The 15,034-nt window shown below is 66.1% G+C and carries 12 protein-coding genes; 6 read left to right on the forward strand and 6 right to left on the reverse strand.

Annotated features, from left to right (window positions below; genetic code table 11):
• Nucleotides 1-2: 2 nt before the first annotated feature.
• The 6 genes from FFS35_RS07590 to FFS35_RS07615 all read right to left on the reverse strand — a co-directional run bounded on the left by FFS35_RS07590 (nt 3) and on the right by FFS35_RS07615 (nt 8,215).
• Nucleotides 3-929 (reverse strand): cation diffusion facilitator family transporter, encoded by a 927-nt coding sequence (locus FFS35_RS07590; RefSeq protein ID WP_137786541.1) that lies wholly within the window; start codon nt 927-929, stop codon nt 3-5.
• Nucleotides 919-4,140, reverse strand: a complete 3,222-nt coding sequence (locus tag FFS35_RS07595; RefSeq protein WP_137786542.1) for a CusA/CzcA family heavy metal efflux RND transporter — start codon at nt 4,138-4,140, stop codon at nt 919-921. Before FFS35_RS07595 ends, FFS35_RS07590 begins: the two co-directional genes overlap by 11 nt.
• A gap of 3 nt (nt 4,141-4,143) precedes the next feature.
• Nucleotides 4,144-5,298, reverse strand: coding sequence for an efflux RND transporter periplasmic adaptor subunit (locus FFS35_RS07600; protein ID WP_137786543.1), 1,155 nt, complete (start codon nt 5,296-5,298; stop codon nt 4,144-4,146).
• Nucleotides 5,298-6,581 carry a TolC family protein gene (locus tag FFS35_RS07605; protein ID WP_137786544.1) on the reverse strand — a complete coding sequence of 428 codons (1,284 nt, stop codon included), beginning with the start codon at nt 6,579-6,581 and terminating at the stop codon, nt 5,298-5,300. Before FFS35_RS07605 ends, FFS35_RS07600 begins: the two co-directional genes overlap by 1 nt.
• Before the next feature lie 53 nt (nt 6,582-6,634).
• Nucleotides 6,635-6,964, reverse strand: a complete 330-nt coding sequence (locus tag FFS35_RS07610) for a hypothetical protein (protein ID WP_249341519.1) — start codon at nt 6,962-6,964, stop codon at nt 6,635-6,637.
• Nucleotides 6,965-7,228: 264 nt separating this feature from the next.
• The gene (locus tag FFS35_RS07615; RefSeq protein ID WP_137786545.1) at nt 7,229-8,215 is read right to left on the reverse strand and encodes a GlxA family transcriptional regulator; all 987 of its coding nucleotides are present in this window, start codon (nt 8,213-8,215) and stop codon (nt 7,229-7,231) included.
• 80 nt (nt 8,216-8,295) lie between these two features.
• Here FFS35_RS07615 and FFS35_RS07620 point away from each other — a divergent pair, with 80 nt between their 5' ends.
• From FFS35_RS07620 to folD, 6 genes are read left to right on the forward strand one after another with little or no spacing between them, the layout of a single operon-like run.
• On the forward strand, nt 8,296-9,552 hold the full coding sequence (locus FFS35_RS07620) for a sarcosine oxidase subunit beta family protein (RefSeq protein WP_137786546.1): 1,257 nt from the start codon (nt 8,296-8,298) through the stop codon (nt 9,550-9,552).
• 10 nt (nt 9,553-9,562) lie between these two features.
• A complete protein-coding gene (locus FFS35_RS07625; protein ID WP_137786547.1) occupies nt 9,563-9,814 on the forward strand; it encodes a sarcosine oxidase subunit delta in 252 nt (83 codons plus the stop codon).
• Nucleotides 9,811-12,762: a sarcosine oxidase subunit alpha family protein gene (locus FFS35_RS07630; protein ID WP_137786548.1), complete on the forward strand. Its 2,952-nt coding sequence runs from the start codon at nt 9,811-9,813 to the stop codon at nt 12,760-12,762. Before FFS35_RS07625 ends, FFS35_RS07630 begins: the two co-directional genes overlap by 4 nt.
• On the forward strand, nt 12,755-13,258 hold the full coding sequence (locus FFS35_RS07635; RefSeq protein ID WP_137786549.1) for a sarcosine oxidase subunit gamma family protein: 504 nt from the start codon (nt 12,755-12,757) through the stop codon (nt 13,256-13,258). The genes FFS35_RS07630 and FFS35_RS07635 overlap by 8 nt, the downstream gene beginning before the upstream one ends.
• A 32-nt stretch (nt 13,259-13,290) precedes the next feature.
• Nucleotides 13,291-14,148 (forward strand): formyltetrahydrofolate deformylase, encoded by an 858-nt coding sequence (gene purU, locus FFS35_RS07640; protein ID WP_137786550.1) that lies wholly within the window; start codon nt 13,291-13,293, stop codon nt 14,146-14,148.
• Nucleotides 14,117-15,013, forward strand: a complete 897-nt coding sequence (gene folD, locus FFS35_RS07645) for a bifunctional methylenetetrahydrofolate dehydrogenase/methenyltetrahydrofolate cyclohydrolase FolD (RefSeq protein WP_137786551.1) — start codon at nt 14,117-14,119, stop codon at nt 15,011-15,013. Before purU ends, folD begins: the two co-directional genes overlap by 32 nt.
• The last annotated feature ends 21 nt before the right edge of the window (nt 15,014-15,034 follow it).

Raw genomic sequence — 15,034 nt, forward strand, 5'->3', positions numbered from 1 at the left:
TCTCATCGAAACGGCCCGGCCTCCGGCGATCGATCTTGGCACGCGCCTCCCGCAGCTTCGACCTGCACCGTGCTATGCTCAATATCGAATCGCGTCGCGAGGAGATCGCCGACCGACCGCCGAACGGCGTCGGAGTCCGCCCCTGCCGCAAGAGTAACGTGGAGCGTGGCGTTCACGTCGTCGTTGCTCATCGACCAAACGTGCAGGTCGTGGAGCCCGGCGACGCCTGGCAGGCCGGCGACCGCCGCGCGCACCTCGCCGAGCTTCAGTCCGCCCGGCACGCCCTCGAGCAGGATGTTAGTCGTGTCGCGCAGCAAGATCCACGTGCGCGGGAGCACCCATAGTCCGATCGCGACCGCCACAATCGGATCGAGATAGGTCCAGCCCGTGAACCTGATCGTCAGCGCGCCGATGATCACGCCCACCGAGCCGATCATGTCGGCCCATACCTCCAGATAGGCGCCCTTGACATTAAGGCTGCCCTCCTTCGCCGCCGTCAGCAGCCGCATCGAGATGAGGTTCACGACGAGGCCGATCGCGGCGACGATCAGCATCCCCCACGACTGGACCTCCTGCGGCTCGCTGAACCGCTTGACCGCTTCCACGAACACGTAGATGGCGATGAAGAACAGCAGCACGGCATTGAGGGCAGCCGCCAGTATCTCATAGCGGCGGTAGCCGAAGGTCCGCTTGTCGTCAGCGGCCTTCTGACCGAGCTTTATCGCGAGAAGCCCGATCACCAGCGCCGCGACGTCGGTCAGCATATGTGCCGCGTCCGAGAGCAGCGCCAGACTGTTGAAGACGATCCCGCCCACGACTTCCGCGACCAGATAGATCGACGTCAGGGCGAGCGCCCACCCGAGCATCTTCGCATTGGCGCCTGCCGTATGATCGTGACTATCCCCCGCCGCCCCGCGGTCATGCGCCATGCTGCACCTCCAGTTCTTCGTCTTGATGATCGGCCACCTCGATCCGCCTCTCCCCGAACCGGGCATAGAGCGTCGGCAATACGAACAAGGTCAACAGCGTCGCCGAGATGAGGCCGCCGATGACGACGGTTGCCAACGGCTTCTGGACTTCCGCACCCGCGCCGCTGGCGAACGCCATCGGCACGAAGCCCAGGCTCGCGACCAGCGCCGTCATCACGACGGGGCGCAGTCGCTGCATCGCGCCGACATGCGCGGCTTCCTCGCGCGACATGCCCGATCGGATCAGGTCCTGGATCGAGCTGACCATGACGAGGCCGTTGAGGACCGCGATCCCCGACAGCGCTATGAAGCCCACCGCCGCCGAGATCGAGAAGTCCATGCCTCGCACGAACAGCAGCAGCACGCCGCCGACCAGCGCGAACGGCACGCCGGTGAACACAATCGCAGCATCGCGCACCGATCCGAGCGCGCCGTAGAGCAGCAACAGGATCAGGATGAAGCAGGCCGGGATGACCAGCCGCAGCCGCTCGCTTGCCGATCGCAGGTTCTCGAACTGGCCGCCCCATTCGAGGTAGGTGCCGGCAGGCAAGCGCACCTGGCTGCTGATCGCGCCTTGCGCAGCGGCCACCACCGACCCGACGTCCCGACCGCGAACATTGGCCTGAACGACGACGCGCCGCTTGCCGTTCTCGCGGCTGATCTGGTTCGGACCGTCCGTCACGCCGACGTCGGCGACGCTGGCGAGCGGCACATAGCCACCTCCCGCCACCGGCACCTGGACCTGTTGCAGCTGGCCCAGATCGGCGCGCTCCGCTTCCGACAGGCGGATTACGACGGGGAACCGCCGATCGCCCTCGAAGATCATGCCCGACGTTCTGCCGCCGAGCGTGGCGGTAATGGTATCCTGCACGTCCTGCGCGGTGACGCCCAATCGCGCCATCGCGTCGCGATTGACCCGGATGTCGAGCATCGGAAGGCCCGTCGTCTGTTCGACCTTCACGTCCGCTGCGCCCTCGGTCTTGCGGAGGATCGCGACGATTTGCTCCGCCGTCCGGTTCATCGCCGTGAAGTCGTCGCCGAATACCTTGACCGCGATGTCGCCGCGCACGCCGGCGATCAGCTCGTTGAAGCGCATCTGTATCGGCTGCGTGATTTCGTAGGCGTTGCCCGGGATCTTCGCGAGGTCCGTTTCGATCCGGCTTACCAGCTCCTCCTTTGCCAGTTTCGGGTCTGGCCATGCGTGGCGCGGCTTCAGAATGACGAACATGTCGGTGGCATTCGGCGGCATCGGGTCCGAGGCCAGCTCGGCCGTGCCGGTCTTGGAGAAAACGAACTGCACCTCCGGCTGTTTCGACATCATCCGCTCGATCGGCACCTGCATCGCTTGGCTCTGCTGGACCGAGGTGGCGGGGATGCGCAGCGCCTGGATGAGCAAGTCGCCCTCATCGAGCTGCGGCAGGAACACCGAACCGAGCGTCGTGAAGGCAAGCGCCGCCACTCCGAGGCTCGCAACACCCGCACCGATCGTGATCGTCGGGCGTGCCATCGCCTTGTCGAGGCTGGGTTCGTAGCGGTTCTTCAGCCAGGTGATGATGCGGCCGTCCTTCTCCTCAACCTTCTTCGAGAGCCAGATGGCGATCATCGCCGGCACGAAGGTGAGCGACAGCACGAACGCAAAGGCGAGCGCGATGATGACGGTGAGCGCCATCGGCACGAACGTCTTGCCTTCCACGCCCGTTAGCGTGAGCAGCGGCACATAGACGAGGATGATGATCGCCTGCCCATAGACCGAAGGACGAATCATCTCGCGTGCGGCCGATGCAACCGTTTGCAGCCGTTCCTTTACCGTCAGCAGCCGACCTTCTTTATGCTGGAACTCGGCAATGCGCCGGAGCGCATTTTCGACGATGATGACTGCACCGTCCACGATCAGGCCGAAGTCGAGCGCGCCGAGGCTCATCAGGTTCGCCGACACCCCGGCCCGCAGCATCCCGAACCCGGTCAGCATCATGGTAATGGGGATGACCAGCGCGGCGATCAGTGCTGCGCGAAAGTTGCCGAGCAGCAGGAACAGCACGACGATGACGAGCAGCGCGCCCTCACTGAGGTTCTTCGCCACCGTCTTGATCGTCGAGTTGACCAGCTCGGTGCGGTTCAGCACCGGTTGGATGGTCACGTCGGGCGGCAGCGAGGCGTTGATCTCATTCAGCCGTTCCGCGACCGCGGTCGCGACGGTGCGGCTGTTCTCCCCGATGCGCATGATCGCGGTGCCGACCACGACTTCGGTGCCGTTCTCCGAGGCCGAGCCCATCCGGATCGCCTGACCCGTCTGGACCCTCGCGACCTGATCGAGCGTGATCGGCACGCCCTCACGGGTTGCGACCACAGTGCGCCCAAGCTCGGCCGCATTGCGGATCAGCGCGTCCGAACGAACCGCCAGGCCCTCGCCATTGCGGTTGACGAACCCACCGCCGACACTGGTGTTGTTACGTTCCAGCGCCGTACCGAGATCCGTCAGCGTGATGCCGAGCGAGGCGAGCTTCTGGACATCGGGAACGACCAGGAACTGTTTCACATAGCCGCCGATCGAGTCGATGCCGGCAAGCCCAGGCGTGTTCTTGAGCAGCGGTGCGACGATCCAATCCTGCGCAGTGCGCAGATAAGTCGCCTTGTCCTCCTCGCTTGTCAGCCGTTCGCCCTCCGGCGTGATGTAGCTGCCATCGGGCTGCTGGCCCGGCTCGCCGGGCTTGTGCTTGTCGTCAGCGCGATGCGTGAGATGGACGGTGTACATATACACTTCGCCCAGCCCGGTTGCGATCGGCCCCATTTCGGGGTTCACGCCATCGGGCAGGTTCTCCTGCACGCCCTGGAGCCGCTCGCCGACCTGCTGGCGGGCGAAGAAGATGTCCGTCGAGTCCGAGAAGACCGCCGTCACCTGCGCGAAGCCGTTGCGGCTGAGCGACCGGGTATATTCGAGCCCCGGAACGCCGGCGAGCGCGGTCTCGATCGGGAAGCTGACCTGCTTCTCGACCAGCTCCGGCGAGAGCGCAGGAGCGCGGACGTTGATCTGGACCTGATTGTTGGTGATGTCCGGCACCGCGTCGATCGGGAGCCGGTAGAGCGAATAGGCGCCGAGGACGGCGGCGATGGCGGTGAGGAGCAGGACGAGCCAGCGCTTCTCGACCGCCCATGTTACGATGCGGGCGATCATGGCTTAGTCCTCGTGCGTCGCTTCGCCCTTGCCGAGTTCGGCCTTGAGCGTGAAGCTGCCAGTGGTTGCGATCTGTTCGTTGCCGGTGAGGCCCGAACGCACGATCACGGTATCGCCGGAGGCGTCGCCGGGGACGATCGGGGTCGCCTGGAAACCCTTGGGCGTCCGCACGAACACGACCGACTTGCCCTCGTTGGTCTGGATCGCCGTGGAGGGGACGCGGATCGAGGAGGATCCGCCGCTGCCGGTCAACTGCACCGCAGCCGTGACGGGCTCGCCGACACGCCACGTTCCCCCGCGATTGTCGAGCGTCGCGATGACCGGCACGAGCCGCGTCTGAGAGTTGAGCGCGGGAGACACGAAGGTGATGCGCGCCGACGCCTGCCGACCCGCCGCCGAAACCATCACGACATTGCCGGGTCGGACCCGGCTTGCATCGGCAGGCTGGAGATTCAGCGACAACGAGACCTGATCGAGATTTGCGATGCGGTAGAGTTCGGCATCGGCTGTCACGGTCTGCCCCAGCGTCACCGGTCGCGCGATCACCTGTCCGCGGATCGGCGCGACGATGCCAAGGCGGTTTAGGCCGCCCCCGCTCACACCCGCCGCCGACACCTGGCTCCGTGCCTGCGTCAGCGCGATGCGCGCTTCCGTCGCGGCCGTCCGCGCGGCGATCAGATCCTGCTCGGGCGAGACGCGCTGCGAAAACAGCCGCTGCTCGCGTGCGAAATTGGAATTGGCGAGCTGGAGGCGCACACGCGCGGCCTCGACATCGCCCTTGAGTTGCGCTGCTTCGCGGCTCTCGATGATCGCGATCGTCTGCCCCCGCCCGACCGATTGGCCGAGGTTGTGGGTGAGCGCGACCACGCGGCCCCCGATGGCGGCGGAGACGACCTGCGTCGCCTGAGGATCGCCCTCGATCGTCGCCGGCAGCGCGATCGTGCCCGCGCCGCCAACGATCGGACGGCCGAGCTGGATGCCAGCCGCGGCAATCTGTTCGGCGGTGAGCGTCACCGCACCGTCATCGGCATGTGTCTCGCCTTGAGCACCGGCAGCTTCGTTCGTAGGCGCGGCTTCGTTACCGGCATCGGCGCCGCCACCACAAGCGGCCAGCAGGAGCGCGAGCGACGCCGCGCGCGCGACATGGATCTTCTTCATCAGCGATTTCCCCCCGTCGTGGGTGTCGGCACCGGGGCAGTCAGCCGTCCGAGCCGTGCTTGTGCATTCTGGTAGTTGGCGAGCGCGTCGATCGCCGCGAGCCGGGTCTCTGCGAGCGTGCGCTCGGCGTCGAGCAAATCTAGCTGCCCGAACTTGCCTTCGCGGTAGCCGATCCGCGCGATGCGTGCGGCTTCCTGTGCCGCCGCCAGCGCAGGACCGGCAGCGGTCCGCGCGGTGATCGCCGCGTTCGCGGCTTCCGTCTCGGCCTCGCTGATCGCCTGCTCGACATCGAGCGCGGTCACGCGACGCAGCGCCTCGGCCTGCGTCCGCTGCGCGCGCGCCTGTGCGACCGCCGCACGCCCGTTGTTGAAGATCGGGATGGGGATCGACACGGCGAACACCGCCGCGACGTCGTTGGTCGCTTCCAATCGGCGCAGCGCCGGCCCGACGTTGAGGTCCGGCACGCGATTGGCGCGCGCAAGCCGGACGCCTGCATCGGCAATCGCCAGATCCGCATCGGCCGCCGCCAGCGCCAGCGTGCCGATCGCGCGCACCGGCGCTACGGGGCCGATCGCCACCTGACGCATGCGATCCAGCAGCCCCAAATCGAGACGGCCGTCGATCGGACGCCCGATCCGGCGCGACAGGTTCGCGCGTGCCGTTGTCGCGAGCCGCGACGATCGCTCGGCATTGGCATCCGCGTTGACTTTGGCGACATTGGCGCGCTGCTCTTCGAGCGGCGACGCCCGACCAGCCTGGACCCGCACCGATGCGGCTCGCAGGGCTTCGCTCGCGATCCGCACCTGATCGCGTGCGGTGATGAGGCGTCGTTCGGCCGCGATCGCCTCGACATAGAGTTGCGTCACCTGCAACCGCACATCGGCCGCGACGATCGCCGCCTGAAGTTCGGCGCGGCTAAGCTGTGCGTTGGCTACCGCGACGCGCGCGCTGCGCTTGCCGCCCAGCTCGATCGGGATCGCGACCCCGATCGTCGTCTCCGCGCTTCTGAGGCCGCTATACGGCCCCGTGCCGGCGATATTCTCGATCTGCCCCTGCACCTGTGGGTTGGGGCGAAGCCCCGCAATCGTGCGGCCCTGGCGTGCCGCGTCGATCGCCGCCGTCGCGGCCTCGGACGCCGGTGCCGAGCCGCCCGACGCAACCACGGCATCTTCGAGCGTGTAGATTGGACCTACCGACGCACCCGGCACCGGCATCACCGTTTGCGCGTGCGCGACCGTGGCGCACGACGCCGCGGCCAGCAGGGCCGCAAGCAACATTTTCATGATGAATCATCCTGACAAACAGCATCAGGCCGGAATCCGGCCAGCGGTGTTCGTCAGGCGTTCGGCGGCCTCAGTCCTGGCGAAACCGTGCTGGAGGCAAGTACCGTATCAGCACCCGCCAGCGGACCCATACGGGCACCGTCAAGTGAGGGCCGCACCTCGTCGTTCGAGGGTATCTGCATCGCCGAGCTGTGGCAGGTGCCGTGATGATGAGGCATCGCCTTATCACTGTCGCCCTGCGACTGATCAGCGTCGCCATCTGTGTGCACCGCACCGCTGCATTCGATCGTGGCCACACCCGGCAGCTCGCGCGCGTGCACGGTCGCCGACATCAACAGCGATGAAGCGATCAGCATGAGAAACAGGCGCAGAATGCGAGACACGGTGCGTGCGCATAGACCAGTACAGCTGTCCTGTCATCAAGGGGCTGGCGTCGTGTTGCTGAGGAGCAATGCGATATCGCGCAATGACGCTTGATGATCGAGAAATGCCCCAGCACAAACTGGCAGAGTTTCAGGGGAGCACGACAACCTGACTGCCCGACGCGTGATCGCGCCGGTGTTCGAGCGGGCGGCGCAGGCAAGCTGGCGCACGGAAAAAGTCATCCCTTGCCAGTCAACCTGGAGATTTTCCCGAAGCACCGACGCCTAGTCGCGCTCGGAAGCGCGGCGCTGCGCCCGACGCGCCGAGGGCGATAACCCGAAGTGGGCCCTGAAGCTGCGCGAGAACTGGCTTGCGCTCGAGAAGCCGCACGCGATCGCGACCTCTAATATCGTCATCCCGGTCGTGCGCAGGAGTTGATCGGCCTGCTCGAGCCTAATGCGCCGATACGCCTGCTCGATGGTCTCGTGTAGATGGTTCGAGAAGATCCGCTCAAGTTGCCGCACTGACACGCCCGCCGCCTCCGCCAGCTCGCGCCGGGAAATCGGATCCTCGACCGACGCTTCCATGCGCGCCAGCGTCCGGAGGAGACGGTCGTTGCTCAGCTGATACCGCTCGCGGAGGCTGACGCGCTGAGATCCGGTCGGCGCCCGCGCCTCGGTGCGGATGAACCAATCGCTTACGCGTACCGATAGATCGTGGCCATGATCCCGTTCGATCAGCTCTATGGCAAGATCGAGCCCCGCCGTTCCGCCTGCGCACGTGACCCTGCGTCGATCGACAACGTAGAGGCCGGGCTCGACAGAGACCATCGGGAATGCTTCCTGGAGAGCGGAGCGGTGCTCCCAGTGTATTGTCGCCCGGTATCCGTCCAGGAGACCAGCTCGCGCGAGCAGGAACGGCCCACCGGAGACGCCGACCAGGACCGCCTTCGTGCGCGCGATCTGACGTAGCCAAGCCATCGTTCGCTTGTCGTCGAACAGCGTGGGATCGCCACCGGCGAATACGAATAGGACGTCGCACTCGAGAAGTTCACCAACGGTCGTCTCCGCGAGAATGCTGGCGCCATTAGACGCGGTAGCGGTCGGCCCGCCCGTCGAGACGTGTGTCCAGCGATACAGCTCGCGTCCAGCCAGCACGTTCGCTGCCCGGTAGGGTTCGATCACCGACGCATACGACATCAGCGCGAAACCATCGACCATCAGCAGTCCCAAAGACCGCGTCGTTTGCGAGTGAGAGTCGTCCTGCGACATGGAAGCGTCGCTCCTGCTCAAGTGCGGTCCCCGATTATCGGCTAGAGGACGAGAGGTAAATGCCAATCGAGGTTCGCAGGATGTCGCGCTTTTCGATCTTCGGCCTGGCCGCGAAGTCACTTAACGGACATCGCGGATGGAAGCCCACTTGGCGGAATGCCTCGCCTCGGTCGGGCTATGACGTCGTCATCGTAGGCGGCGGCGGGCACGGGCTGGCCACCGCCTACTACCTCGCCAAAACGCACGGCATCACCCGCATTGCAGTGATCGAGAAGGGATGGATTGGCGGCGGGAACGCCGGGCGCAATACCACAATCATCCGCTCAAACTACGGCCTGCCGGGCAACGAGCCCTTCTACGAATGGTCGATGAAGCTCTGGGAGGGCCTGGAGCAGGAGCTGAATTACAACGCGATGGTCAGCCAGCGCGGTGTTCTGAATCTCTACCACTCGGATGGCCAGCGCGACGCGTTCGCCCGGCGCGGCAACGCGATGCGTCTGCACGGAGTCGACGCGGAGCTGCTTGGACAGGACGGAGTAAGGCGTCTCGCGCCATTCCTCGCCTTCGACAGCGCCCGCTTCCCTATTCAGGGCGGCCTGTATCAGGCCCGCGGCGGAACCGCGCGGCACGATGCGGTCGTATGGGGCTATGCGCGCGCCGCCTCTGAACTCGGCGTCGACATCATCCAGAACTGCGAGGTAACGGGGTTCATCCGTGACGCCTCCGGCGCCGTTACCGGGGTCGAGACAACACGCGGCGCGATCGGCGCCGGAAAGGTGGGCGTAGCCGTCGCCGGCAGCACCTCGCGCGTCGCCGCGATGGCGGGCCTTCGACTCCCCATCGAAAGCCATGTTCTTCAAGCGTTTGTCAGCGAGGCGCTCAAGCCGGTGATACCCGGCGTTATCACCTTCGGCGCGGGCCATTTCTACATCAGCCAGTCGGACAAGGGCGGCCTGGTCTTCGGCGGCGATCTCGACGGCTACAACAGCTACGCGCAGCGCGGAAACATGCCGGTGGTCGAGGACGTGTGCGAGGGCGGCATGGCGATCATGCCGATGATCGGCCGCGCGCGCCTGCTGCGCAGCTGGGGCGGCATCATGGACATGTCGATGGACGGCTCCCCGATCATCGACGCGACGCCCGTCCCCGGCTTCTATCTCAACGCCGGCTGGTGCTATGGCGGGTTCAAGGCGACGCCGGCCTCGGGCTGGTGCTTCGCCCACCTGCTTGCCACCGACAGTCCGCACGAGACGGCGACCGCCTTCAGGCTCGACCGCTTCCGCACCGGACATCTCATCGACGAAAAGGGCGTCGGCGCCCAACCCAACCTTCACTGAGGTCGCGACTATGCGCATCCCCTGCCCCTATTGCGGCGACCGGGACTCTCAGGAGTTCGTCTACCGCGGTGACGCAAGCCCGCAGCGCCCGGATGGCGAAGAGAGCTTCTTCGACTATGTCTACACGCGCGACAATCCAGCCGGTCCGATACGCGAGCACTGGTACCATGCCCAAGGGTGCCGCACCTGGATCGAGGTGTCCCGCGACACCCGCAACCACACCATCTACGGCGCGGTGCTGGCGGCGGAGGTGGGCCGATGAGCCGTCTTCCTTCCGGCGGCTTGGTTGATCGATCGAAGCCGCTATCCTTCACTTTCGATGGCAGGCCCTATGCCGGCTTCGAGGGCGACACCTTAGCTTCGGCGCTGGTGGCCAACGACGTGAAGTTGGTCGGACGTTCGTTCAAATATCATCGGCCGCGCGGCATCCTGACGGCCGGTAGCGAGGAGCCGAACGCGCTCGTCACGCTCCGTACCGGCGCTTATGCCGAGCCGAACACGCGCGCCACGATGGTCTCGCTGTTCGACGGCCTGGACGCGAACAGCCAAAACCGGTGGCCGAGCCTGCGCTTCGACATGATGGCGGTGAACCAGCTGTTCGCGCCGATCTTCGTCGCTGGCTTTTACTATAAAACGTTTATGTGGCCGGCGGGCTTGTGGGAGAAGCTGTACGAGCCGCTGATCCGCCGCGCTGCCGGCCTCGGCGAGCTTTCGACGCTGCCCGATCCGGACAGTTACGATCGGGAGCATGGCTTCTGCGACCTGCTGGTGATCGGCGGCGGCCCCGCCGGCCTCGCCTCAGCGCTGACCGCCGGGCGCGCAGGCCTTCGGGTGATACTCGCTGACGAGGACATCCGGCTTGGCGGACGCCTGCTCGCTCAGCGCCACGAGATCGACGGCGTACCAGGCGCAATATGGGCCGAGAATGCCGCGGCCGAGCTGGCGACGCTGCCCAACGTCCGCGTGCTGACCCGCACTGCCGTCTTCGGCGTCTATGACGGCCGCGAATATGCCGCCGTCGAGCGCGTGTCGGACCATCTTCGCGTGACGCCCGCAGGCCAGCCGCGCCAGCGCTTGTGGAAGATTGTTGCGAGACGGGCGATCCTCGCCACTGGCGCGATCGAGCGGCCGCTGGTGTTCGGCGGCAACGATCGCCCCGGCGTGATGACTGCATCGGCAACGTCCACTTACGTTAACCGCTTCGCCGCGTTGCCGGGCAAGCGCGCGGTGGTGTTCGCCGCCAGCGACAGCGGCTGGCAGACAGCGCTCGACCTGATCGCCGCGGGTATGGAGGTCGCTGCGGTGGTCGATCCGCGCGAAACCGCCCCAATCGACCCCGAGGCACTACGCAAGGCGGGCACCGAGATACTGCTTGGTGCGCAGGTGAGCGACGCGATCGGCGCGCCAGTGCGCAAGGTGGACGTCCGCCTTGCTAATGGCAGCAGCCGGACGATCGCCTGTGACCTCCTGGCCATGGCAGGCGGATGGAATCCCGCCATTGGCCTTGGCAGCAACATGGGAGCGCGCCCGGTCTGGTCCGAGGCGGCGCAGAGTTTCCTGCTGGATCAGACCCCGCCCGGCCTCGCGCCGGCCGGAGCGGCGGCAGGCCACTTCATTCTCTCCGAAGCGCTGACTGATGCCACAACGCAGGCGGTTACCGCGGCCGACGCGCTCGGCAAATCCATAACCGCCCCTCGCTTCAACGCCACCGACGAGCTGGCCGGCGTCCGTCCGCTCTGGCATGTGCCGGGTCGCGGAAAGGCATTCGTGGATTTCCAGCACGACGTCACCGATAAGGACGTTCAGCTTTCTGCGCGCGAGGGCTTCGTCTCGATCGAGCATCTCAAGCGCTACACGACGCTCGGCATGGCGACCGACCAGGGCAAGACCAGCCAGATGAACGGCCACGCTTTGCTCGCTGCCGCGACGGGCAAGTCGATCGCCGAGGCGGGCACGATCCTGTCGCGCGCGCCCTATCAGCCGGTCGCGATCGGCGTGCTCGCCGGCCATCATCGCGAGGAGCATTTCCGCCCCGAACGTCGCACTGCCAGTCATGACTGGGCCGCGGCGCAGGGTGCTACCTTCGTGGATGCCGGCCAGTGGAAGCGTGCCCAATGGTTCGCCCGCGCCGGCGAGAATGACTGGCTGGAGACGGTCAATCGCGAAGTCACGATGACGCGGAACGGCGTCGGGATTTGCGACGTCTCGACGCTCGGCAAGATCGACGTTCACGGGCCGGATGCCGCGGCGCTACTCGACCGGCTCTACATCAACATGTTCTCGACGCTGCCCATCGGCAAGGCGCGCTACGGCGTGATGCTGCGCGAGGACGGGATGGTGATGGACGACGGCACCACTACCCGCTTCGCCGAGGACAGCTTCTTCGTCACTACGACGACGGTGAATGCCGCGCGGGTGATGCAGCATATCGACTACGCACGCCACGTTCTCTGGCCGGAGCTCGATGTGCAGGCCACCTCCGTCACCGAGCAGTGGGCGACTTATGCGGTGGCCGGTCCCCGCTCCCGCTCGCTGCTCCAGCAGGCATTTCCGGACATCGACCTCTCCAACGAAGCCTTCCCCTTCATGGCGGCGGCAAAATTTCGCTGGAACGGCGTATCCGCGCGCATCTACCGCCTCTCCTTCTCTGGCGAGCTGGCCTATGAAGTGAGCGTGTCCGCCAACCATGGCGATGCCCTGATCCGCCATCTGATCGAGGCGGGACGCGGCTTCGATGTCGTGGCCTATGGCACCGAGGCGCTGGGCGTGATGCGGATCGAGAAGGGCCACGCCGCCGGCAATGAGTTGAACGGCATGACTACCGCCGCCGATCTCGGCATGGGCCGCATGATGTCGAAGAAAAAAGACTTTATAGGACGCATTATGGCAGCGCGACCGGGCATCGCCGATCCGATGCGGCCGGCGCTGGTCGGCCTGCGGCCGGTCGACCCTGCGCACAAGATACGGGCTGGTGCGCACCTGCTCGGCGTCGATGCCCCGCGCACCGCGGCGCACGACGAGGGCCATGTCACATCGGCCTGCTGGTCCCCGACGCTGGGCCATTCTATCGCTCTGGCGCTTCTGGTCGACGGTGCGAACCGTCACGGTGAGCATATCGCGGTGCATGACCCGGTGCGCGGAGCGGATGTCGAGGCGGAGATATGCGATCCCGTCTTCCTAGATCCGGAAGGGGTGCGCGTCCGTGGCTGAGCGGCTGACAATCCAATCGAGAGAGGGGCTCGGCATCGCGAGCGTTATGGCGCGAAAGGGCGCGGACCCGGCCGCCATCAGCGCGCTGGTCGGCGCTCCGATGCCCGCCAGCCCGCGCGCCGCGTTCGACGGCGCGCGAGCGGTCATCGGCACAGGCCCCGGTACGTGGCTGGTAATCGAAGAGGGTGCGGCCCCCGATTACGCAGACGCTCTGGCGGAAAGACTTGCCGGCCTTGCCTCCGTCTCAGACCAGTCAAGCGGCTATTCCGTGTTGCGTTTGTCCGGCCCGGATGCGCGCACCCTGATGCGCCGCGGCGTCGCGATCGACGTTGATCCCGTGGCGTTCGAACCCGGGTCGGCCGCGACCACGATCATCGCGCATATCGGCGTGATCCTGTGGCAGGTCGACGACCAGCCTACCTACGACGTCGCGACGTTCCGCAGCTATGCGGGGAGCTTCCGCCATTGGCTCGATCTCAGCGTCGCGGCGCTCTGATCCATCACTCCACATACCCGACGAGGATCCCGATGACCGTCGCCTATCTGCTCACGCTATCCTGCCCGAACCAGCCCGGCATCGTCTCGCGCGTCACCGCCGCGCTGTTCCACCACGGCGCCGACATCAAGGAGGCCCACCAGTTTGACGACGTCGAGACCGGCCGCTTCTTCATGCGGATCGTCGCGACCTTGCCATCTTCAGGCGCGGCGGACGCCTTCCGCGAGGGTTTCGGCGCCCTCGCCTCCGGCCTGGCGCTTGACTGGTCCTTTCGTGAGCGCGGCGAGCAGCGCAAGGTGCTGATCCTCGCTTCGAAGTTTGACCACTGCCTGGTCGATCTGCTCTACCGCAACCGGATCGGAGAGCTGAGCATGGAGGTAGTCGGCATCGTCTCCAACCATCCGCGCGACACCTATGCGGGCACCGATTTCGGCGCGATCCCGTTCCACCACCTGCCGATCACCAAGGACACGAAACCGCAGCAGGAAGCCCAGATCAAGGCGCTGGTCGACGCGACAGGCGCCGAGCTGGTGGTGCTTGCCCGCTACATGCAGATTTTGTCGGACGATCTGGCCGCCTTCCTTTCGGACCGGTGCATCAACATCCACCACAGCTTCCTGCCCGGCTTCAAGGGGGCCAAGCCTTATCATCAGGCCCATGCGCGCGGCGTGAAGCTGATCGGCGCGACCGCCCACTATGTAACCGGCGATCTCGACGAAGGCCCGATCATCGAGCAGGACGTCGAACGGATCAGTCACCACGACTCGCCTGAGGATCTCGTCCGCAAGGGCCGCGACATCGAGCGGCGCGTGCTCGCCCGCGCGGTCGCCTTCCACCTCGACGGCCGCGTGATCGCCAATGGCCACAAGACCGTCGTTTTCAGGGACTAAAGCGGTGGCGGCGCTGATCGATGGGACCAGGATCGCGGCTGGGGTGCGCCAATGCGTCGCCGAGGAAGCGGTCCGGCTGGCCGGTCGCGGCATCGTTCCAGGGCTCGCCGTGGTCCTGGTCGGCGAGGATCCGGCCAGTCACATCTACGTCCGCTCCAAGATCCGCCAGACCAAGGCTGCCGGCCTCGCCTCGTTCGAATATCGCCTGCCCGCCACAGCCACGCAGGGCGAGTTGCTCGAACTGATCCGCGCGCTGAACGGCGACGATCGGGTGGACGGCATCCTCGTCCAGTTGCCACTGCCGGGCCACATCGATTCGGACCGCGTGCTGGACGCCATTGATCCGATGAAGGATGTCGACGGCTTCCACCCGGTGAACGTCGGTCGCCTCTCCACCGGCACCGGCGGCCTGGTGCCGTGCACACCGTTGGGCTGCATGAGGCTTCTCGACACGGTGATCGACGACTATCGCGGGCAGAAGGCAGTCGTCATTGGCAAGTCAAACATCGTCGGCAAGCCCGTCGCAATGCTGTTGCTTGAGCGCGAATGCACCGTCACCGTTACCCACATTCACACCCGCAGCCTGCCTGAGATCACGCGCACCGCCGATATCCTCGTGGTCGCGGCCGGTGTGCCGGGCTTGGTGCGGGGCGACTGGATCCGGCCCGGCGCAGTCGTGATCGATGTCGGAATCAACCGGATTCCCGACGGGGCCGGAACTCGCATCGTCGGCGACGCGGCGTTCGACGAGATGGGCCACGCCGGCGCGGTCTCGCCTGTTCCCGGCGGCGTCGGACCAATGACGATAGCCTGCCTTCTCGAGAATACCGTGCGCGCGGCCCACCGCCGACGCGCCATCGCGTGACATTCGTCTTGTCGCCGCCTA

Origin of the sequence: Sphingomonas sp. 3P27F8 (assembly GCF_005502745.1) — a bacterium.
GTDB lineage: Bacteria > Pseudomonadota > Alphaproteobacteria > Sphingomonadales > Sphingomonadaceae > Sphingomonas.